Here is a 22,336-nt window from a genome sequence, read left to right on the forward strand (position 1 = left end):
CGCCTCGTGAGAATCGCCGCCTAGTGACCATGCAGATTACCTCATTCAAATGCACCCAAGTCGCGTGACCGCTGTTTAGCCGAGGAGAACTAGTACGTCAGTGCGTTCCGGAGGTCATAGAAGGCAAACACAATGCACAATTGGCAACGTTCCGTCCAGTGGAGATGATAACGTTGCTTGGAGTAATGCTTGGCCTACATTGTGTTCGAGCACGACCAAACCTAAACTCCGCGAAAAGACCCGGTCGCTAGCGCTTTTGCGCGCGGTTCCTGTCGAGACCTTCATCATGACCCGGTTTCATTCTTGATCTCCTGCGCTGCCGGTAGCAGCCCTTCGAGCACGGTGACGCAGCCATCGAGATCGTTGACGGCCAGATGCGCGTAGCGCATCGTCATCGACAGCGTCTGATGACCCAGCCACATCTGCACACGCCTGATATCGATGCCGCCCCGGACGAGGCGCGCAGCACAGGTGTGACGCAGGATGTGCGGCACGACCTGGTGGTCGGCGCCAAGTCCGACCTCGGCTTTCGCCTCGTTCAGATGGCACCGAACTGTGCCTGGCTCAACTTGGTGAACGGGCCTTTCGGCCGAGAGCGTCCGTTCGGAGGCAGCTTGATCACCTCCTTGACCCGCTCGGTCATCGGGATGGTGCGGCTGCGACCGGATATGATGGTCTGGAAACTGACGCGATGTCCTTGATGTCGTTCCACGTCAGCCCGAGCGCTTCGCCGAGACGGCAGCCGCTATCGACCAGGAAGACGGAAAGCCTGTAAGCCTCCTCGCTGCGGCTCTTGATGGCGGCGAACAGCCGCGCCTCTTCATCCCTCTCGAGAAAACGAATCCGTCCCGCCCGCTCTTTCTGGCGGCGGAACTCGTGCAGGCTCTGGAGATCTCCCATGCTGTAAGCCTTGCGGAACAGTGGCCGGGAGTTTCGGATCAACCAAAAGATTGAGCCTCCCCTAGCAGGGCAGCGCCTTCGACCACTCGGCCGCCTCTGCGTTGCGCCGCTGGATAAAGAAAAGCGCCGGCACAATCAACAAGGCCCTTGTCATTATATGGAGAAGGGTGAGCGCGCCGAACATTTCGGCCTTTCGTCGGGTGCGGCGGATCTGCGGCAATTCCCTGGCTGGCGACTCGCGACCTCGCCATATTCCGTCCTCCGATCGCTGGATTCGGCTGGAAACAAGCGGTTGCGGCGGCCCCGATGGTTAACGAGAGCTTTCCAAGTGAGGCCAAATCGTGACGTTTCTGCAACACAGGTCAGGGATAGCAGCCGAACGGCCCTTTCGCCGGTACGATCGTTGTTGAACGCCGCTGGCTCATGGGTAATGTCGGTTTCGAGGAAGCGGCGCGGTGCGCATCTTTTTCGGTAGTGGGGATGGGGCAGGGAACGCTGTCCTTCAGCAAAGAATACCCAGACCCGTTTTTTAACTTTTGACTGGAGGTCAGAAAATGAACATCAAGAGCCTTCTCCTCGGCTCCGCTGCGGCTCTGCTCGCAGTTTCCGGTGCGCGCGCCGCCGACGCCGTCGTCGTCGCCGAGCCGGAGCCCGCTGAATACGTCAAGATTTGCGACGTCTACGGCGCTGGCTACTTCTACATCCCCGGCACCGAAACCTGCCTGCGCATCGGCGGCTATGTCCGTTATGACATCAGCGGTGGCGACGTCGGTTCGTTCGATGGTGCGAAGTCCCGTGACGTGGAGTCCGGTGACGAACAGGAGACTTGGCGCAAGAAGGCCCGCTTCACGCTGAAGACCTGGACCGGCCAGGAAACCGAACTCGGCACCTTGAAGACCTACACCGAGACCCGCTTCAACTTCAACAATCGCAACGGCTATGCCACCTACAATGGCAATCCTGCCGGTAACTCGGGCGCCTCGCTGAACTTCGCCTGGATCCAGCTCGGCGGCCTGCGCGTCGGTAAGGACGAATCGGCCTTCAACACGTTCATCGGTTATGCCGGCAACGTGATCCAGGATACGCTTGTTCCTTACGGCGACTTCGACACCAACGTCGTGCAGTACTACTTCGACGCCGGCAACGGCTTCTCGGCGGTGGTTTCGCTTGAAGAAGGTTCGGGCGCAGGCTCTCCTGGTGCCTACGGCGTTGGCACGATCGACAGCTACGTTCCGCATGTCGTCGGCGGCGTGAAGTGGACGCAGGGTTGGGGCGCCATCACCGGTGTCGTCGCTTATGACAGCAACTACGAAGAAGTGGCCGGCAAGGTTCGCTTGGACGTGAATGTCTCCAGCGCACTGTCGCTGTGGATCATGGCTGGCTACGGCACCGACGACAATTACAACGATCCTACCTATGCGCTCCCGGCTGGCGGCCGCGGCTTCTACAAGCAGTGGGGCGGCAACTGGGCAGTGTGGGGCGGTGGCACCTACAAGTTCAACGAGAAGACCTCGTTCAACGCCCAGGCTTCGTATGACGACTGGAAGAACCTCGGCATCGCGGCGAACATTGCCTATGACATCGTTCCTGGCTTCACGGTCACGGCCGAAGTCGACTACCTGCACGCAGGTCATTTCGACGATGTGGGCTTCTCGAACTGGACGAATGCCGACAAGAAGAACAGCGTCGGCGGTATGCTCCGCTTCCAGCGCTCCTTCTAACAGGCGCTGCCTGATTGAAATCGAAAAACCCGGCGGGCAACCGCCGGGTTTTTTCATGCCGTTCGTATGGAACTTCGGACAGCCGATGGCATGGCCGCCCGCCTGCTGCCACGCTTGCAGACGTGGAAGAGCAATCCTCGCAGCGAAAGGAAAGAAGGAGCCAAAACTGCTTGGCAAAGCGACGCGCGAAGGTGGGAGGCTCTGTGGCCAGGATACGCAGGCGGGACAGAGCGGGTGTGAAGGAACTCAGCCTGAGGAAACCCTCCCGGCGGAAAGCGTACGCCAGCGGGATAGGATGCAACCTAAGATGCGCGTAGCATCAAGCACTACCTGTCAAACCTCGGCAAGATCGCCCAAGGCTTCGATCAACGGCTGAATCTCGCTTTCGTAATTCTTCCAACGCTTGACGGATGACGTATAGATCGGCTGGCGGACCTGCCAATTGCTGTAGGTATTTACGGAGCCGCCCCTGTCAAAAAAGCGCAGGCAGGCATCGTCCCACGGCAGTCCGAGATAATCTATGAGCCGGCGCGACTGCTGCTCCTGATTTTCGATCAACGTCTCGTAGCGATTTTCGAAAATACGACCCGGGAAAACACTATCCCAATGCCGCATCAAGCGATCATATTCCCTGTAGTAAAGCCCCAGCGTCTCAAGATCGGCACTGTAGCTGTGGGCTCTATTGAACTGCAGGACGAAACAGGAGATGCAATTGTCGATGGCGTCGCGACGACAATGAATAATACGCGCTTTAGGGAAAAGAACGCCAACCAGGCCGATCATCTCGAAATTGTGAGGCATCTTGTCAACAATTCGCAGCGAGTCGGGAGCCCGCTCGCGCAGATAAGCAAGGTGCTCTTCGGCCAAAGTCCTGGTCAGATCGGGAGTAATCATCGCGATCGATTGACCGAGGCTCGCGTTGGAGCCGTCTACGACACCGAGTCCACTGGCTATTCGCCTAAGCTTGCTGAGCTCGCCTGCGCCATGAACATTGGGGTGGCTGGCACAGATCTGCTCCGTCAATGTCGTGCCCGAACGGGGCATGCCGACGACGAATACAGGCGCCTCCGAGGGATTGCCGTACGCGGCTCTTGAAGCGACCAGTTCCGGCGTGAAGGTTTCGATCATGACATCGACCCAGCGACGGTAAGATTGCAGATCGAATGTATGGCCCCCGGCTTGATTCCCCCTCTTGAAGTGATCCATCGCCTCCTTATAGCGATGGAGGTCGTTGAGAACCTTTCCCGCGGCGTGATGAAGCGCTGCCGCTCCCTCCGGTCCATGGCCCGGGTCTTGAAGCTCCGTCAGGATTGCCCCGAGTTCTGGCGGCTCTCCAGCGAATTTGCGCGTGTGTACAAGTGCATTGTGGGCAGCCGGTACCGCGATGCGCCGTTCTATTGCCTCTTTCAGATGAACCCCGGCTTCGTCCATACGGCCGAGGCTTGCGAGCGCGCGGGGCAGCCCCAACCGGGCTACGGGATGATCTCGGTCGACCCTGAGCGCCTTCTCAAAGAGCGGCAGCGCCATTTCCCCCTTGTCAAACGCATTGTATGCATCGCCCAAGGCGCAAAGCGCTTCCACCAGATCCGGCTTCAAGTCCAGGGCATACTGAAGGTGCCTGATCGCCGGCGTAAATTCGCTGACCTTCAAATAGGTCTCGCCGAGGCTGAGATGGTAGTAGGGGTTCTGCGGATCCTCTGCCACCGCCCGAGCGAAATATCGCAGTGACTTTTCGTTATCGAAACCGACCCCGAGCGTTCCCAGGATATACAGAGCTAGGGGATGGTTTGACGTGCGAGCCAGGACCCTGAGGCACAGTTCCTCAGCCTCGGACAGACGTTCGGCCTGCTGCAACTCGAGCGCCTGCCGTAAAAGCAAGTCGTCGGCGTGGCTGCGGTGGGGGCCTGCCTTAGACTGCGCTTTGAGTGGCGTAGCCTTCGGTGATGCCGCCTTCGGCGAAGGTTGGGTCTTGAGGTGCTTTGCCCATGCGGGCGGCAATCGGTTGCTCATCCTGTCTGGCTAGCAAAAGGGGCTTGGAGAATCCAGCCTAGATAGCCGTTTTGCGCAGAGCGCCGGCGTGGCCCATCGATTGACGGCGCTCTTTGCTATTCCATTGTGCTGGCTTTTTTTCGGCGACGAATGGTGTGCGATTGCGCGGCGGCCATTTTTAACGCGGGTGTGATGTCCAACGGCGCATTCTCTGCCCCATGTGGATTCTGTAGCCCCTGGACCTGGACGGTTGGGAATGGGAGTTCGATGCCCTGCTCCTTGAAGACCTGGCGGAGGCGTACATAGAATTTGCGTTTCATAGCGAAGGCGCCTCCCGGTCTGGTTGTGGCCTTGACCCTCAATACGATGCCGTACTCGCCGAACTCCTGCACGCCCTGCATTTTGATCGGGTCGAGCACCCAGTGTTTGAACTCGGGATCTTCCGCCAATTCGAGGCCGATCCGCTTGATCAGCTTGCGAGCGAATTCGATATCGGTGTCATATCCGACGGTGATGTTGAATTTGTCGATAACCCAGTCACGGCTCTGGTTCTGGACGGCCCCGAGTTCACCGAAAGGAATCGTAAACAGCGGACCCCGATGGTGGCGCAGCTTCACCGAACGCAGCGAAAAGCTTTCTACAGTGCCCTTGTAATTGCCGGAGGAAATATATTCGCCGACACGAAACGCATCGTCGAGCAGAAAAAACACGCCCGAAATGATGTCCTTGACGATGGTTTGTGCCCCAAAGCCCACCGCCACGCCGACAACGCCAGCGCCTGCGATCAGCGGGCCGATCTGAATACCGAGCGAGGCGAGTATCATAAGCACCGCCATCACGATGATCGATGCGAGCAGAATGTTCTGGAGGATCGGCAACAGCGTGTGCAGCCGCGCCTGCTGCGGATCGAGCATCGGGGCCTCTTCGTCGCTGATGACAGGGTGTGGTGTTTCAATCCCCAGCTTTCGTTCGATCAAGGCCTTGATGATCGACCAGCCGAAATCGGCCGCGAGGGCAATGACCACAACATTAATCAGGCCGCGCAATATGAAGGTCGTCGTATCGCTGTCGCGCATGGATTGCATGTCCAGACCCCAGACACGCGCGAGAAAGTAAGCCGCCGCCAGGATAAAAATCATACGGATCCCGCGATCGATGACAGCGATCGCCACCGCCGGGATCGTAGGTCGGCCGAGATCTTCCGAACCTGGCCGCAGGACGAAATTAACTCCGCGCTGCGTCATCACGATCGCCAACGGCAGGAAGAATGCGGCGAAGGTGAACCAGAACATTACATAAAGCCCGGCGATGCGCTGCAGGAACAGGACGACCAAATAAGCCGTCAATAGCCATGTCGCTTCCGTGTGAACGCTGTGGCGCGCACCGTCTCGCTGCGTTCTTGGCCGACGCCAGATGGCCAGCAGCAAAAGCAACAGCAGCACGAAATCGGCGCCAAGCGACAGGACCATCATTCCGTCCTGATCGATGCCGAGACCTGGCAAGAGGATGAACGCGGCGGCGAAGAAGGCGAAGACGCCAACGATTCGAGGTAGCCAATAGGACCAATGGTCAGCCGCTTCGTTGGTGATCGGCAAAGCACGAACTTCTACAGCGTTCTCGACGTTCATGAAGGAAGGGACGAGTATGGCCATGACGTACATGCGCACACCCCATGTAATGACTGCCGCCATCAGAAATGTCAGTACAATCTCGCGGATAAGCATTGGCCAGTCGAACAGCATGAACGCGCCGGCGCTGCCCAGTGCGAACGAGACGATCAGCATGCTGGAATAAAGCATGCGACCGCCGATTTTCTTGGCCCGCCCAACGGGCGTACCCTTCGGTTGCGCGATAATCCAGAGACGAAATGGACGGGTCAACTTGTATGTTGCCCAAGTGAACGCCAGGCCGGCAGCGATGAACATCGCAATCAGCAAGAGTACACCGGCAGATCCCTTGCTGGACATATCCTCCATGGTCTCTGCCCGAACGCGCGCGAACTGGCTTGGCAGCAGGGGCAAAGTGTGCACGATTATTCCGATATGATGCCTGATCATATCGAGCGTCGAGGATGCCATCGTATTCATCTGGCCTGGTGCGGTCGCTGCGCCGGACGGTGCGTCGGCCGGAGAAGCTCCTGTCTCCGCAGGCGCTCTCGTTGACCCAGCGTCCTGATTTCGCTGTTCGGCCACCCAGGCCTTCACTGACGCATCGTCGAGCAGCTCGAATAGCTGTTTGACCCTTTCAGGCGGGACGGTTGCCGGCGCCTGAGCCTCTGCCTGACCAGCCAACAAGAGGGCGATCCCAACAATCAGCGCCCTGGCAACCAGGACAAACATCGCGCCCAGATGTCGGAGACGTTGTGTCGGGCGTGCCAGATACTTGGCTCCCAATCGTCGAATCATGAGTGGCATCGTGCTGTTAGCCTTCCGGTCAAATCGGCAAGCAACGACATCTATGCCCGCCATTGCTCCTACGTTGAAGAGCCGATGTTGTGATACAAGACTCCATCGTTCAAGCTAGACCATTGCGTAGGGTCTGGTCGCGCAAATCATGGATCAGCAATTCGAAGACGCTGGGCGTCACGGTGCTTTTGGTAGAGCAGAACGCGTGTGCCCCGCTGGGCATCGCCGACCGAGGCTATGTGATGGAAACTGGGCGCATGACCCTGCAGGGCCGGCCGAGGACTGATTGCAGACGAGCGGATACGCGCGCCTATCTGGGTTCCGACACAGCTGTACACATGAAGGCAGCCAAAAGCATCGCCGTGTGCGTCTATCCTCGCACAATGCGATAGACAGTCGCATCGCCCTCCACACCTCGAAGAGGCGCATCAAACGCGACGATGCCTAGGCCGGCAAGCAGGTCGCTCACGCCTGGCGCGGAATAGAGCGCTTCGGAGATGCAAATCTGCCCGGCTTCCGCCAGTGACTGCACGCGTGCCGCGACATTAACGGTCTGGCCGAAGTAGTCGAGGTTCTCGTTGAGTGTGACGGCGATCGATGGACCGCAGTGGGCACCCATCTTTAGGATGATCCCCGGCCTGACATTGTCGCAGTTGAAGCGATCGATTTCTTCAAAAATGTGAAGGGCGGCCGAAATCGCATCCGGTGGCCGCGAGAATACTGCCATGACCGCATCTCCGATCGTCTTTACGACAGCGCCGGAATGCTGGTGGACCGCAGCATTGAGAAGCGCGAAATGCTCGCGGACTAGAGCATAGGCGTTGAGGTCGCCCAGACGCTCATACATGGCGGTGGAGCCCTTGAGGTCCGTAAACAGGAAGGTGATCTGCCGGATGCCGAGCCCCTCCTTCTCGTCGACACGCTCGGAACGGAAGAGCTGGCGGAAGGTTTGTCGCGCAAGCAGAGCCCCGCCGGAAACATATGGATCGAAATCGAGCGCCGGTTTGGTCTTCAACGCGACAAGCTCGGGCGGCCAGTTGATGAGAAGCAACGAGCCACGACCGGACCCGGTATTTGCAACTTCAATGACAACCGGACCGGGCGGCACGACCGGCAACGCCGGCAAGAAACGCTTGCCGTCATAGTTGATCTTAAGAAGTGTCGGCGCCAACACCGGATCCCCTGTTATAGCTACAGCGAACGCCGCCTGTGTCTGCACGTTGACGCCCGACAGGGATCCGGCATCGAGGTCGGCGCGCAGCATTGTCGTGGTGCCCGGAGGCAGGAACGTCATGCCCCGCACTAAGCCTCGCAAAAGGTCCAGAAAACGCACGTCCTGCCCGGGCAGCCGCCCGTCATTGCCAAAGCGTAGCTTCCAATGAAAATCCTCGACAGAAAGCGTCTCGGGCTCGTGGAACGGAAGGCGCCGCAAATGGGGCGACACAGAGAAGGAGACCTCGATGAAATCGTCGAGGTCTGTATCGCCCGATACGTCGCACAGGCCGCAGACGTAATGGGTCTGCAGTGTGCGCAGGGCGCCGAAACTGTCGAGCACCATCCCGGACTGGGGACAGAGCACGTCCCAGCTCATATCGAACAGGCCGCAGCGAGCCGCGTGAAGGAAGAGGTCGATTGCTTCAGGCTCGGCGATTGCGCGGTCCCGGGCGAAGGCCAGCGGATTGACACGATACAACGCAAGGTCGTCGCCGCTCCTGATAAGCGTTTCGAATTTTGAGATGACGCGCGGGCTCCATGCTCGCGCTTGCTCGATCTCGGTCATCTTGCGTTCGAGAAGACGATCGTTGACCACTGGAACAACAGCTCCACCGTTTGCCCTGCGGCAGCTTACCAAAAACCTGCCCCGATGCGAATGGATGGAAATCCTTCGTCTGTCTCGAGCCTTAGGGCGGCACGTGCCACACTGGTGCAGGTGCTCTGAATGTCGGCATAGGGTTGTCGGCGTTTTTGCCTGCTCGATCAGCCGCACGCGCCTTTCGATCTCCGCGGAAATCAGGCGATCGCCGCAATCTGTTCGCGTGAGCCATCGTCAACAGCCATGTCTCGAGCGCTCCCTAGGACCGCAAGGTCACGCTGCGAAGCGTCTCGTCGACTTTGGGCATTGTGGGCGGAAATAATGACACTGACAAAGTTCACCGTTCAATTGAGCACGGCCTCGACGATGGCAACAAAATCATCGAGCGAGCGATCCCCACGAATCTCGATGCGCGGAAGGTCGATGGGGTCGCTATTGAGGTCCGCCGGCCCGTGTCTGGCGCCGAAGCCGATCCGATAGCCGGACTCCTTCGCCAGCCTGCCGAGCCGTCGATCGGTGACAGAGAAGGGTGCCGCGAACGCCGAGGTTGGCCGGCCGGTCCACCGTTCGATGAACATACGAGACCGCAGGAGCTCGGCGGCCAATTCAGAGCTCGACAGACCATCGATGGGGCGGTGCGTCGCCAGGTGGCTGCCGAAGAAAGCACCTTCGGCGGCGAGACGGCGCACGGTTCCGGCGTCCATAAGCGGCGTCGGCGGACCGCTGAGAGCGTCCCACTTTGCACTTTCACCCACCAGGTCCGTGACCAGGAACACTTCCGCGGCCAGGTCGTGCGCACGCAAGATCGGCCAGGCATGGTCGGCAAAGTTCTGGAAGCCGTCATCGAAGGTGATGAGCACCGGGCGGCCAGCGAAAGGCTGACGGTTGGCGATGGACCATTCCAGTTGCTCGGACATGATCGCGTGAAAGCCATTGGCGCGCAGCCACGCCATCTGGCTTGCGAATGCAGCGGGCGTGAGCCGGAAACGCGCGAGCGCGGCCGGACCTTCATCGGCGACGCTGTGATACATGAGGACAGGGATACGTTGCCGTCGCTCGCTACGCGCGACGTCACGGCGTAAGACCCGCGCCCCGCCCCAGACGATATTTCGCGCGACCCCGATTCCAAGGGGTGCGCGGACCGGCACATGATCAATCACCGGCTCCGTCGCCACGTGATCCGGCGACAGGCGGCAGAAGCGATCTATGCGATAGAGTTCGGTCTGGATCGATTGCGTAAGGACGAGGCCTTCGGTCTCTGCCAGGGTTTGCGAGATCGTTTGTGCACCGAATGTGTTCCAGTCGAAACCCGTCCTTTCAATATTGTCGCGTAGCACGAATGCGTGTGCGCTGATGAAACTCCCGCCAGGCGCCAGTGCCTCAACGAATTTTTTGGCGATGCGCCGCAACCCGGCGAGATCATCGAGGTAGTAGAGCACTTCCGAACAGACGATCAGATCCATCTCATTGGGCAGCGTGTCCGCAAAAAAATCCAGTACGCCGAACTCGACATTCGGTTGGTCGATGCAGCGCGCGCGCGCCCGCTCGATGGCTACGGCGGAAATGTCGGTGGCAGTCAAATGGCCCACTCGGGGCGCCAATTGGCGCGTAAAATGGCCTTCCGCACAGGCCAGTTCAAGCGCCCGTCCGATGGGACCGGCCGGCAGAATTTCGAGCTGCCGCTCATACTTTTCCTGTTCGTAGGGCGAGCTGTAGTTCCAGGGATCCTCTGTCGCGAAATACCGGTTCCAGAACGACGTACGATCCTTGTTGTGGCCATTCGAGGCCGGTGCACGGCGCGGCGCCGGAAGCGGCTGCGTTGCTTCGGCGCTTGACCGAACCAGTTCCCGCGCTTCCGACATCAATTGCGCGAGTTTACCGAAGTGGCTGTCCGGATCAGGCCGGCGTTCCGCTGTGGTCGACAGTGCCTCGGCGGCCAGCGTGCTTGATGTGTCGGCACCGTCGTCCTTTTGTTTTAGGAAATTCCGGATCAGTTCAATCCAATGGCGCCTTGTCACTTTCCCGAGTACGCCGAACTGCACGACAGCCTCGATCTGGCTATCCATCATCAGGTAGGCATAGATTTGATCGATTCCTTCCGGAAGCTCGGTCGAGGCTGGATTTCGAGCGTCGACGCGAATTCCGAGGGTGCGCGCCAGCCTGCGGGGAGCGGCAAGATCGTCGGCATGGAGCAGCATTTGCTCGAGATGATACTGGACCCGACGACCCGCAACCGGGTCGCCCCAGACCTTGCCGAGTTCGATGATCAACTCGGTGATGGCGCCGCCAAACCTGTCCCACAGGGCAGCCATATGGGCTGGCACCGATAAGCTTCCTACCATCAGGCCGTCGAAGGCCACCTTGGCGATCTCGCGCGCCCACTTACGCCTTGCCGGGAGCGCGCGCAGGGATTGCGGGTTGATCAAGCCGCCGTCGCTGCCGCAATCCGACGCAGCGTTCCACAAGGCAAACCACGCCAGTGCTTCGGAAGCGGTGCGGCCGTCCGCCGAGATCGCCCCATTGGCATGCGCCGGCGCGGGGTGCCTGACCCTCGGGTCGGTGGAAAAACCGCGGGCGACAACGATTTCCGCGTCTTCCAGCATTTGCTTCGCATTGCGGGTAAGCGCGTTGGGGCTGGTCCGATAAAAGGCGAGCGGCTCGTCCACCATCACCCAATTTTTGCCCAGACGTGCGACGCGCTGCCACAGATCCCATCCCTCGCAGGTGGAAAGCGACACATCAAAACCGCCCAACTCCACAACCGTCGCCCGATCGACCAGCAGCGCGTGAGTGGCGATGGCACATCGGCGGGCGAACGTTTCGAAGGGCTGGCTTGCGACCTCGGGCGCGATGCTCGCCGGGGTGAGTGCTCCATTGGGCATCACGCGCCGCGAACCGCAATAGGCGGCCACTGCATCAGGAGCGGCTTTCAGTGCGGCCAGCATTTTCGTAAGGAAGCTGGCATCCACCCAGTCGTCGGCATCCAGGAACATCAGCCAGTGGCCGCGCGCCGCCGAAATCCCATTGTTACGTGCGCCGGCGGGGCTTTTCGCGCAAGAACTCAAGGTCCGAAATCGGGCATCCTGTTCCACATAAGCGGCGATGATCGCGGGGGTGCGGTCCGTGGAGGCGTCGTCAACGATGATCGCCTCCCAATACGCGGTTTCCTGATCGAGAAGGCAATCGAGTGCGCGCGTCAGCGTTACCTCCGCGTTGTGCGCAGGAACTACGATTGAGACCAATGGACTATACGCCACGTTGTCTCACCCGCGCCCGGTTCGTAACAGGTAGAACAAGTTGCGTTGATCTTTGTCGGCGCACGCCGTCACGATCGATGCCGATCCATTCGAGCCCAACGTCGACCATGACTATACCCAATATCCGGCAGGTCTGCCGGCGAATGCCGGCATGCATTGCGCCGATGTTTTGCTCGACATTGAACATCGGTACCACACCCTTGCGGTAGCATTATTCTGGATCATTGAGCTTTCGTTTTCTTCTGCAAGAGTTGGGAATGTCGAAACCCGATACCGGAATCGGATGGCAGCACTGCCCTGTCAAGATCGGGGCCAATTAGGGTAGCAAAAAAAGACCTGAAGACAGGCGTGAATGGCAGGCGCTCATGCCCGAGCCTTAGTGCTGCGCCGCCCGGCAACAAAAGATGGTCACGGGCGAAGACGCGAGGGCAAGCTGATCCTGATCGAACTAATCGGAACCGCGGCCGAACTGCGAGCGCGCCGCAGTTGCTAATCATAGATCCAGGGCGCCGCCAATCTACGCACATGATAACGCAAGAGGGTCTGTTCACTGGGCAGATTGTCGAGCTCGAGCCGTATGTCAAATTTACGCGTGAACCGGCTTAGGCGGAGAAGATTCCGGCTTGCGAGCCGGGTATTTTGCTGACATCTTTACTAGTTGCTAAATTAGCACGCTGGTAGCTGTTTAAATGAAGGGTATAGGGATGGCCAAGGAATCTTCGAGTACCGCTTCTCCGGCAAATAAAGCGGACGGAAATCTGACAAGTAATGCAGACGCCAACGGGCTCGCCTTCATGGCGGGCCAGGCTCGCGAGAGCGGGACCCCCGGCGACGCTGTAGGTGTCGACAAGATACGTGATCTGCTGTTCGGCAACCAGATGCAGGACTATGACCGCCGCTTTTCCAAGCTTGAAGAACGGGTCTTGCAGCGCTTCAAGGATGTCGAATCCGAGGCCAAGCGCAATCTTGAAATGTACGAGTCAAATGCGAAAAAGCAGATCGACTCGCTTGCGGCGCAGTTGCGGAACGAAAAAGACGCGCGAGCCGACGCCGACAAGGAGATTGACCGAAATCTTCGCGAACAAAATCAGGCGCTTGAAAAGCAGGTGCGCGCATTGTCGGATCAATTGAACGAGCTTGAGCGCGAAATTGCCGACCGGATAAATCGAAACGATCATTTGCTGCGTGAGGAAATCAAGCAAAAGAATGAAGGCATTCAGATGCTGATGGAAAAAATGTTTTCCGATCTCGGCAACGTCAAGACCGATCGAAATCTTTTGGCTGGCCTGTTTGTCGAGGTTGCAAAATGTCTGAATCAGGATCCCGTCGGCAGCAAGAACAACTCGGACCGTAGCTGGAAAGTGAGTTGATCGGATTTGACGTCGACCGTCGACCCAATCAGCCTTCCGCATAGAACAGCCTCGAACGATACAGAGATTGATCGCGAGGCTCTGGCCCGTCTTTTGATCGAAATTGCCCGGAACGTTGATCCGGACTACCGTGCGCGTCTCGACGGAGTTCCATCCGCCGATCCTCGCATGGAAACGCTGCGCCAGTTGCTGGTCAGCCGCGAAATTTCAGAGCTTTCACGAGTTACGCATCTGCTCGACGAACCGGAGCAGCTTGCCGCAGCAGTGGGCGACGTGCTTCCCAGTGCGGCCGCACGAGCCCCTCATGCGCAACTCGGCGAGGCCCTTACGCCGGCTGTCGAAAGGGCTGTGCAACGGTCGATCCAGAAGAGCCCGCGCACGCTGACAGATATATTATACCCTGTGTTTCTTCCAGCAATTCGCAAGTCAATCGGGGAAAGGATTGACCAGACCTTTCAGTCGCTGAACGAAACCTTAAGGCATATATTTACCTGGCATGGGCTAAAATGGAGAATTGAGTCTTGGAGAACCGGAGCCAGCTTCTCGGAAGTTGTACTTAAACATTCTCTTCTTTATCGTGTTGAGCATGTCTTTCTCATTAACCGCACTTCTGGGCTTTTGATAGCGCATGTAGCTGCCGACAATGCGACGAGCGAAGATCCTCAACTGATCTCTTCTATGCTGAGTGCAATCCAAGACTTTGTGAAGGACTCATTCAACGAGAAGGAGCAGAGCGGCCTGGACACTATTCGTTTTGGCGACCTTCGTCTCTGGTCAGAAGTAGGACAGTTCGCGACCCTGGTTTCGGTGATCCGAGGAAACCCCCCAGAAGGACTGCATGACATAGTTCGCGACGTGTTGCTCCGTGTCCATGAGGACTACTCGCAGGCTTTAATGGAGTTTGACGGCGACGGGTCGCAGTTGGCCGGCATAGAGGCGCAGCTGCAGACTTGCGTCGAGCTGAAGCAGGAGGAATCAAACCAGGGATTTCCGTGGCTGGTGGTGGGCCTGGGCCTGCTGCTGTTGGTTCTGGCAGGCGGTTGGTTCTTTCTTTCATGGCAATCCGGGCAGCGCTGGCAGGCTTATGTGTCGCGACTGGAGAGCCAGCCGGGCATCATCGTTGCCGAACAAAAGATACGCGATGGCCAATTCTATATTGCCGGCCTGCGAGACCCGCTTGCCGCTGACCCGCAAGTCCTGCTGTCGGGAACGCAGGTCGATCCGGGCAGGGTCCATTCGCAGTGGCAATTTTATCAGAGCCTCGAACCGGAGTTCGTGTTGAAGCGGCTGACGGCATCGCTGGCTCCGCCGGCGTCAGTACGGCTTGCCATCGTCGCTGGGCGCATCGTTGCCCAGGGTGAGGCTCCCGACACCTGGATAGATCGGGCGCGCGCAGCGGCCCGACAGCTTTCGGCAGGCGGCCCGGTGTTCGATATCTCAAGGGTCCGCGATGTAAGCCCCGAAGCACGCGCGGCAGAGCACTGGCAGGCCTATGTGTCGCGACTGGAGACCCAGCCGGGCATCATCGTTGCCGAACAAAAGATACGCGATGGCCAATTTTATATTGCCGGCCTGAGAGACCCGCTTGCCGTCGACCCGCAAGCCCTGCTTTCGGGAACGCAGGTCGATGCTGCCCGGGTCCATTCGCAGTGGCAATCCTATCAAAGCGTTGAGCCGGAGTTCGTGTTGAAGCGGCTGACGGCGTCGCTGGCTCCGCCGGAGTCAGTACGGCTTGCCATCGTCGATAGGCGCATCGTTGCAGAGGGTGAGGCTACCGACACCTGGATAGATCGGGCGCGCGCAGCCGCCCGACAGCTTTCGGCAGGCGGCCCGGTATTCGATGTCTCAAGGGTCCGCGATGTAAGCCCCGAAGCACGCGCGGCAGAGCACTGGCAGGCCTATGTGTCGCGCCTGGAGACCCAGCCGGGCATCATCGTTGCCGAACAAAAGATACGCGATGGCCAATTCTATATTGCCGGCCTGCGGGACCCGCTTGCCGCCGACCCGCAAGCCCTGCTGTCGGGAACGCAGGTCGATCCCGGCAAGGTCCATTCGCAATGGCAATCCTATCAGAGCCTTGAACCGGAGTTCGTGTTGAAGCGGCTGACGGCGTCGCTGTATCCGCTGAAATCGGTTCGGCTTTCGATCGTCGACAATCGCATTGTGGCCGAGGGTGAGGCTCCCGACACTTGGATAGATCGGGCGCGCGCCGCGGCCCGACAGCTTTCGGTAGGCGGACCGGAATTCGACATCTCCAAGGTTCGTGATGTGAGCCCCGAAGCACGCGAGGCGGAGCACTGGCAGTATTATGTGTCGCGACTTGAGGCCCAACCGGGGATCATCGTCGCCCAGCAGACGGTTAGGGGCGGCCAATTCTACATTTCCGGCCTGAGAGACCCGCTTGCCGCCGACCCGCAAGCCCTGCTGTCCGGAACGCAGGTTGATCCCGCCCGCGTTCATTCACAGTGGCAATTCTTTCAGAGCCTTGATCCAAAGTTCGTGGTGAAGCGGCTGACGGCGTCGCTGTCCCCGCCGAAATCGGTTCAGCTTTCGATCATCCAAGGTCGCATCCTAGTCGTGGGGGAGGCTCCTGCCGGCTGGATCAACCGGGCGCAGGCCGCCGCCGAACAGCTTTCGGCGGACGGAGTGGTTCTGGATGTCTCGCAGCTGCACGAGCTGAACCTTGCGGACCTTAATTATTTGAGAGAGGCCATCCAGACGACCGATATTTTCTTCTCTTCCGGCAAAGTTGTGCCGGGACCTGAGCAGTTGCCGGTTCTCGACAGGTTGGCGAATCAAATAAAGGAATTCGCCCAAGATGCCCGCAAGTCAGGCGTAACAGCACGGTTCATGTTGACCGGGCATTCGGACGCCACTGGCCGTGAGACGGCCAACGCATCGATCAGTGCAGCCCGCGCCGAGACCGTTCGTGCGCTTCTCAACAAACGCGGCGTCGCTCCGGAACTGCTGCTGGTTCGGGGCGCGGGCACTTTTGAGCCGCTGGTGCCTGAAAACAGTCAAGCCGGGAGCTCCACCAATCGCCGGGTTTCGATTACGGTAAACCTGGACTAGGGGGGCCCAAGATGGTGCAAAAAAAGATCTGCATGCTGGGCGGGTTCGCTGTCGGAAAGACGAGCCTGGTTCGCAGGTTTGTGCAAAGCATCTTTTCAGAAACCTACCTGACCACGGTGGGAGTGAAAATCGACAAGAAGAATGTCGCACTCCCGGATAAAACCGTCGATCTGATTTTGTGGGACTTGGCCGGCGAAGACGACATCGGCTCATTCCGCGTCAGCTATGTTCGAGGTGCAACCGGGCTTGTGCTAGTCGTCGATGGAACCCGCGCTGCGACGCTTGCCGTGGCGCTCACGCTGCGCGAACGGGCCGAGGCCGAATTTGGCCCAATGCCGTTCGTAGTGCTGATCAACAAATCCGACCTGGCCGATCGGTGGGCAATATCGGATAGTGATATCAACGAACTCAGGCAGCGTGGATGGCAAATCTATCTCACGAGTGCGCTGTCGGGTGAGAATGTCGATGATGCGTTTCGTCAACTTGCCTTGATGGTAACCAAGTAGACCATGCGCGGATTGCCCAAAGAAGTTAGCAGTTGGATTTTCAATTTCTTCTACAATGGGAACTCCGTCGCGTATCTGAAAATCGACACTCAGCTTTGCGTGGCTGCGAAGGGCGGTAATGTTGAGCATTACGGGCTCTCATCGCTTCGCATTGGCGAGCCTGTTGCCGAGCAGCTTGAATTCATGGAAGGTTTGCTGCCTTGCCCGGAGCTTCCTTTTCACATTGCCATGGTCGAACTGCCCAGCGGGCGTGTCGCTGACCTTCATTTTTTTGCTGACAGTGCCTGCGTGTGGCTGCTCTTTCTTGACGCGACTGCCGAACGCGACAATAGGCAGCGGCTTCAACAAAAGGCTTATGAAATGACACTCCTGCAAGAGAGGGAGCGTCAACTCAACGAGAAATTACAATCGACGAACGAGGCGTTGAGGAAGAGCCAGGAGGGATTGGCGCGTGAATACCAGCGCGCCGAAACCCTGCTCCTCAACATTCTTCCGGCGTCGATCGCGGAGCGGTTAAAAGCGCACAAAAAAATTGCTGACAACCACGCAGAAGTGAGTGTGCTTTTTGCCGACATAGTCGGTTTTACAGAACGAGCGCGGAGCGTCGGAGCCGTGACGACGCTCGCTATTTTAAATTACTTCTTCAAGGCGGCGGATCGTCTCTCGGAACGATACGGCTGCGAAAAGATCAAAACAATCGGCGATTGTGTGATGGTAGTCGCTGGCCTGCCCACCGCGCGAGCCGATCATGCGAAGGCACTCGCGCGCTATGCACTTGAGCTGCGTAAGGCGGTCAAGCGCGAACGCTTCGCAGGAGAACCGCTGAGACTCAGAATTGGAATTCACTCAGGGCCAATCGTCGCCGGCGTCATAGGCAAGAGGCGGTTCGCCTATGACCTGTGGGGCGAGACGGTTAATCTTGCCTCGCGTATTCAAACCTCCGCGGAGCCCGATGAAATCCGCATTTCGGATGCAACTCGCCAAATGCTTGGACCAAATTTTGCTTGCGACCCACTCGAGGAAACGGAATTGCGTGGTACAGGTCGTGTGCGAATGTGGCGGCTCCCGGCCTGATTGCCGCGCAGCAGTACCGATCCTGGGCCCATGCATCTCAGGCCCCAAGCTGTAACGCGAAGTTTTGACCGATTGTGGCCTTCATTGTCCGCATTGCAAATGGCAGCAATCCAGTCTTCCGACAACTTATTGGACGACTTGGGACACGGCTGACATCAGCTCTTGCGGGTTTGGCGCCCCAAACATGTATCGTCCACCTTCTGGCACCTCCGTGAAGCTCCAGCGGACGATCCCTTGCCGGTCCAGTAGGAACTGACCGATCAGTTGTCCGTGTCCCGTCGCCATCATCTGCTCGTCGGCTTCGGTCACTTCGTAATTGTCCTTCTTGTCGAGGAATTCGCTGGCCGCAAAAGGATCCATGGGACCGGGCAACTCGCCTGGCATGTCGACCCGCATATCCTTTGCCGCTGCGATCGAGACCTTGTACGGCCAGTTCGTCTCGTTTTGGGTGAATTCGAGATTGGGCAGCCCAAAAGCACGATGTGAAGCGCGTTCAGGATCTGAGGCCGCAAGCAGAGTCGGCATCGGGTGGTAGCGGAAATAAAGACGCGCCCGTTCGATCGGTGTGTTGACCACCGTCAGGCTCTCCACGCCCTTTTCGCGCAGCTCCGGATCAAGCCGCGCCTGAGCGGCGATATGGCGCCGGCAAAACGCACAATGCAGACCTCGAAACAGACCAACCAGCACCGGTTTTTGTCCGCGAAAGTCGTCAAGCGCGATCTTGCCATCCTGGGTAATGGCGTCGAGGACCAAGTTCGGCGCACGATCGCCCGGTTGAAGCGGTACCAAGTCACTACGCGCGGACATTTCCAACCTCCAACCCCGGCTAATCGAGAAAGGGCAGCACCACAAGCGTTTCCGGGTCGAGCCCGTGCTGGGCGCATATACCCTGCGCCAAGGAAAAGTAGCGTTCGGCCTCGGCAAGATTGTCGAAGTCGAGATTAAGCGTTGCCAGACCATCATAGCACGGAAACAGCAGTTGGGGCTCGCCCGTTTCGCGCGCTACCTCCAGTGCTTCGTGGAACAAGCCAAGGGCCAGTTCCGGACGGCCGTTGCACTGGTGGATTTGCCCAAGCACAATCAACGGCACCGGCAGGTGCTCTCGCTGGTCGAGTGCGCGGTCGATCTCGATGGCTTTCTCGGCAGCAGGCACGCCCTCTGTTGGACAGCGATCCGTGAAAGTACAACAAGCGACCGCCAGATTGGCGAGAAGGCGCGCCTGGAAGCCCAAATCCCCAATATGGCGCGCGACGTCGAGACCGCGTCGACAGACCTCCATCGCCTGTGCGGGATCGATGGTCGTGTAAAGCACGCCTAGATTGGTGTAGCCGCGACAGGCCGCGCCCAGCAGACCGGCGGCTTCGGCCAATTCAATGCTATGCTCGACCTGACGCACGGCTTCACGGTTTCGCCCAAGGCGAGCCAGTGCGACAGCCTTGGTATTGAGTGCCTCGGCGGTCACGAGAGTGGCATCACGCCCCACCTCGGAGACATGCTCCGTAGTCCGGGTGCGTACGCAATCCAACGCCGCGTCTGCCCATTTTGCCGCGAGAGCGTGATCTCCGCTACGGAACGCCTGTCGGCCACGTTCTTGCCAGAGATGCGCCTGCTCGACCGGAGCATCCGCTCCATCGAGGAGCGCTGCCGCTTCAGCGTAGCGGAATTCTGCTTTGTCCCGCTTGCCGACGTCCCAGAGCAGCCGACCGATTTTACGCAAAACGCGCGCAGAGGCTACGCGATCAGCCGACTCACGGTATGCCTGCAAGGCCGCCTCGTAGTGGTGGTGCGCGATCTCGCGGCGGCCCGCCGAGCCGCTCAAATCGGCAATGCGCTCGGCAATTGTCAGTTTGAGCGGTGTTTGCCCGGTCGCCTCCAACGCAGTCAGTGCTCGCTCGTAGAAACGAAGGGCGTCGTCGTTGGCGTATATCATGCGGGCGCGATCGCCGGCCGCCTGCAGGTAACGCGCGCCCTTCTCCCGCTCGGCGCTTTGTGCGAACTGGTGACCGAGCACGGTCAAGTCCTCGAGCCGTTCCGGATTATCGCCGCACAGTTGCTCCAAGGCAGCACCTATCCGCCCGTGGATTTCGGTCCGGCGTTGCCGGAGCAGATTCTGGTAGATCACGTCCTGCAGCAAGGTTTGCGTAAAGCGGTAGCTTTGCGACGAGACGGAGCCTGATCCGGCAACTTCCTCGATGATTTCCGCATCGCAAAGCAGTTCGCAGCCTGCTTCTAGCCGGGCGGGGTCGGCTGTCACGGTCTTCAGAAGGGTGGCATCGAAGCGCGCGCCGATTACCGCGGCTTCCTGGGCCAACCGGCGCACCTCTTGTGGCAGCCGGTCGACGCGAGCAAGCAACATTGCCTGGATAGTGGCGGGAATGTCGGTTGCGACTTCGCCTGCTACGGTCCGCCATCGCTGCCCCTCGCGCACCAGTACACCGCGATCAACAAGGCCGCGAACAATCTCCTCTACAAAAAGAGGGTTGCCACCCGCTCGGTCGAGGATCTGATCGACGAGCCCTGCTGCGGAGCTTACCCAGCTCTCGCCGAAAAGCGCCGCCAGCAGGCTGCGTCCTTCATCGCTGTTGAGCGGCGAAAGCCTGAGCGCCGTGTGACTGACCCGACTTGAGTCGAGCTGGCCGCTCTCCGGTGCCGAGCGATGCGTGACCAGCACCATTAACCGCGTGCGTTCCAACCTGTCCATCACGAAACGTAGTGCCTCGAGCGAAACGGCGTCGGCCCAGTGCAGGTCTTCGACGACAATTAACAGCGGCGACAACGCAAGCCGCCGTTCGATGATGGTGCGGACCGCGTAGAAAATTTGCCGCCGTAGCTGCTCGGGTTCGACATGCTGCAAGGTGGCATCCGGGTCGCCAAGCCCAACCACATGGTAGAGCAAAGGCATCAGCCGCTTCGCCTCCTCGCCCTGGAGGCCGAGATCGGCAAGCAAGCCTGAGAGCTTCCCCCGCATATCGTCCCCATCGTCGTTTTGCATCATCCCGGCAGCACTGCGCACCACTGCGCCCAAGGCGCCAAATGATTGTTCGCCCAGTGGTGAGCACGTGGTCTGTCGCACGGCGACGTTGCGAAAACGGTCCTCGTCGCCGACACGGGCGACGAACTCCTTCACCAGCCGCGATTTCCCGATACCGGCTTCTCCGACGAGGCGGACAAGTTGGGCCGTGCCGCCGCACGCCTGGTCAAGGCTCGCCAGCATTCTGTTGAGCTCCGCAGCACGACCTATCATCGGCGCGCTGAGGCCGAGCGCCTCGAGCCCACGCGCTGCACGCGGCACCGCAAGCGGTGCATCCAATCGATGGACGAGCACACTGCCAGCCTTGCCGCGAAGCACGACATCACCCATCGACTCGTAAGAGAAGGCATGCCGGGTCAGCCTGTGAGTGAGTTCGCCTACCAGCACTTCACCCGGTGCCGCCAGCGATTGCAGGCGTTGTGCTGTATTCACCGTGTCGCCGGTCACGGAATAGGATTTGGCGGTGCCGATGCCTAATCGTCCAGTAACGACGGGGCCAGTGTTTATGCCAATATGAAGTAATAGAGGCGAGCCGGAGTGGGGGGTGCTTTCGCCGAGCCGCGCCGTCCGGGCGATCATGTCGAGAGCGGCGCGAAGCGCACGTTCCGGATCGTCCTCATGCGCGACCGGCGCACCGAACAAAGCGAGCAGTGCATCGCCGATGAATTTGTCGACGAACCCACCAAAATTTCGCACCGCCGCCGTCAATTCCTTGAACAGCTCGTTCTGCAGCGTTTGCATGACCTCGGGGTCGAGCTGCTCGCTGAGTGTCGTGAAGCCGCAAAGGTCGGCAAAGAGGACGGTTACTGTCCGGCGATCGGCGTCAGAGATGGGCTGCAGCCCTTCGTCGTTACCAATGTTCGCAAGCAGCGACGGAGTTCGAGAGGGCGGCACAATGGTTCGGCTTGGTGTCGGAGCAAGCCGTTCGACGGCTTTTGCGGGCGCACCGACGCTTGCCCCACATTTCGGACAGAACCCGAAATCAGATGCGCAGGGATAACCGCAACTGGCGCATGGCACGGGCTGGCGCTTGCCACACCTCGGACAGAAAGCGTAACCGCCCTCAACCTCGAAACCGCAGCCTGCGCAGTCCATCGAGCCAGACCTCACTAGGGGCCGTGACGGCGTGTTCTCCCTACGCATTTCCCGGCCGGTGTATTCACAAGCATGAACCCATAGCCGTCGATGGGCAAGCGGC

General features: G+C 59.3%; 12 protein-coding genes and 2 pseudogenes. 6 read left to right on the top strand and 8 right to left on the bottom strand.

Annotated elements, in window-relative coordinates:
- Nucleotides 1-284: 284 nt before the first annotated feature.
- Nucleotides 285-921, bottom strand: a pseudogene (locus tag FJ434_RS29810) (site-specific integrase); the annotation flags it as partial.
- Between the two features lie 533 nt (nucleotides 922-1,454).
- Between FJ434_RS29810 and FJ434_RS17400 the strand changes: the two are divergent.
- Complete coding sequence (locus FJ434_RS17400; RefSeq protein WP_140504500.1) at nucleotides 1,455-2,621, top strand: porin; 1,167 nt, start codon at nucleotides 1,455-1,457, stop codon at nucleotides 2,619-2,621.
- A gap of 333 nt (nucleotides 2,622-2,954) precedes the next feature.
- Here the strand turns inward: FJ434_RS17400 and FJ434_RS17405 are convergent, their stop codons facing one another.
- Both FJ434_RS17405 and FJ434_RS17410 read right to left on the bottom strand, forming a co-directional pair.
- Nucleotides 2,955-4,631 carry a sulfotransferase gene (locus FJ434_RS17405; RefSeq protein ID WP_140718329.1) on the bottom strand — a complete coding sequence of 559 codons (1,677 nt, stop codon included), beginning with the start codon at nucleotides 4,629-4,631 and terminating at the stop codon, nucleotides 2,955-2,957.
- A 95-nt stretch (nucleotides 4,632-4,726) separates the two neighbouring features.
- The gene (locus FJ434_RS17410) at nucleotides 4,727-7,024 is read right to left on the bottom strand and encodes a mechanosensitive ion channel family protein (protein ID WP_246678295.1); all 2,298 of its coding nucleotides are present in this window, start codon (nucleotides 7,022-7,024) and stop codon (nucleotides 4,727-4,729) included.
- A gap of 164 nt (nucleotides 7,025-7,188) precedes the next feature.
- On the opposite strand from FJ434_RS17410, the pseudogene FJ434_RS30250 reads away from it, so the two are divergent.
- Nucleotides 7,189-7,407: pseudogene (locus tag FJ434_RS30250) on the top strand (hypothetical protein); the annotation flags it as partial.
- Here the strand turns inward: FJ434_RS30250 and FJ434_RS17420 are convergent.
- From FJ434_RS17420 to FJ434_RS29815, 3 genes are all read right to left on the bottom strand, one after another.
- Nucleotides 7,386-8,795 (bottom strand): adenylate/guanylate cyclase domain-containing protein, encoded by a 1,410-nt coding sequence (locus FJ434_RS17420; RefSeq protein ID WP_140504496.1) that lies wholly within the window; start codon nucleotides 8,793-8,795, stop codon nucleotides 7,386-7,388. The pseudogene FJ434_RS30250 and the gene FJ434_RS17420 sit on opposite strands and share 22 nt — an antisense overlap.
- A 377-nt stretch (nucleotides 8,796-9,172) precedes the next feature.
- Nucleotides 9,173-12,070: a glycosyltransferase gene (locus tag FJ434_RS17425; RefSeq protein WP_246673733.1), complete on the bottom strand. Its 2,898-nt coding sequence runs from the start codon at nucleotides 12,068-12,070 to the stop codon at nucleotides 9,173-9,175.
- Between the two features lie 4 nt (nucleotides 12,071-12,074).
- Nucleotides 12,075-12,272 carry a hypothetical protein gene (locus tag FJ434_RS29815; RefSeq protein ID WP_140883295.1) on the bottom strand — a complete coding sequence of 66 codons (198 nt, stop codon included), beginning with the start codon at nucleotides 12,270-12,272 and terminating at the stop codon, nucleotides 12,075-12,077.
- A 517-nt stretch (nucleotides 12,273-12,789) separates the two neighbouring features.
- Between FJ434_RS29815 and FJ434_RS17430 the strand changes: the two genes are divergently transcribed.
- From FJ434_RS17430 to FJ434_RS17445, 4 genes are read left to right on the top strand one after another with little or no spacing between them, the layout of a single operon-like run.
- The gene (locus FJ434_RS17430) at nucleotides 12,790-13,455 is read left to right on the top strand and encodes a hypothetical protein (protein ID WP_031240461.1); all 666 of its coding nucleotides are present in this window, start codon (nucleotides 12,790-12,792) and stop codon (nucleotides 13,453-13,455) included.
- 6 nt (nucleotides 13,456-13,461) lie between these two features.
- On the top strand, nucleotides 13,462-16,527 hold the full coding sequence (locus FJ434_RS17435; protein ID WP_140748458.1) for an OmpA family protein: 3,066 nt from the start codon (nucleotides 13,462-13,464) through the stop codon (nucleotides 16,525-16,527).
- 11 nt (nucleotides 16,528-16,538) lie between these two features.
- Nucleotides 16,539-17,033: a Rab family GTPase gene (locus FJ434_RS17440; protein ID WP_140504490.1), complete on the top strand. Its 495-nt coding sequence runs from the start codon at nucleotides 16,539-16,541 to the stop codon at nucleotides 17,031-17,033.
- Between the two features lie 3 nt (nucleotides 17,034-17,036).
- Complete coding sequence (locus FJ434_RS17445; protein ID WP_140748461.1) at nucleotides 17,037-18,107, top strand: adenylate/guanylate cyclase domain-containing protein; 1,071 nt, start codon at nucleotides 17,037-17,039, stop codon at nucleotides 18,105-18,107.
- Nucleotides 18,108-18,233: 126 nt separating this feature from the next.
- On the opposite strand, the gene FJ434_RS17450 is transcribed toward FJ434_RS17445, so the two are convergent.
- Nucleotides 18,234-18,914, bottom strand: coding sequence for a redoxin domain-containing protein (locus tag FJ434_RS17450; protein ID WP_140748464.1), 681 nt, complete (start codon nucleotides 18,912-18,914; stop codon nucleotides 18,234-18,236).
- 19 nt (nucleotides 18,915-18,933) lie between these two features.
- Nucleotides 18,934-22,233 (bottom strand): adenylate/guanylate cyclase domain-containing protein, encoded by a 3,300-nt coding sequence (locus FJ434_RS17455; RefSeq protein WP_181165941.1) that lies wholly within the window; start codon nucleotides 22,231-22,233, stop codon nucleotides 18,934-18,936.
- Between the last annotated feature and the right edge of the window lie 103 nt (nucleotides 22,234-22,336).

Origin of the sequence: Mesorhizobium sp. B2-5-13 (assembly GCF_006440535.1) — a bacterium.
GTDB classification, from domain to species: domain Bacteria; phylum Pseudomonadota; class Alphaproteobacteria; order Rhizobiales; family Rhizobiaceae; genus Mesorhizobium; species Mesorhizobium salmacidum.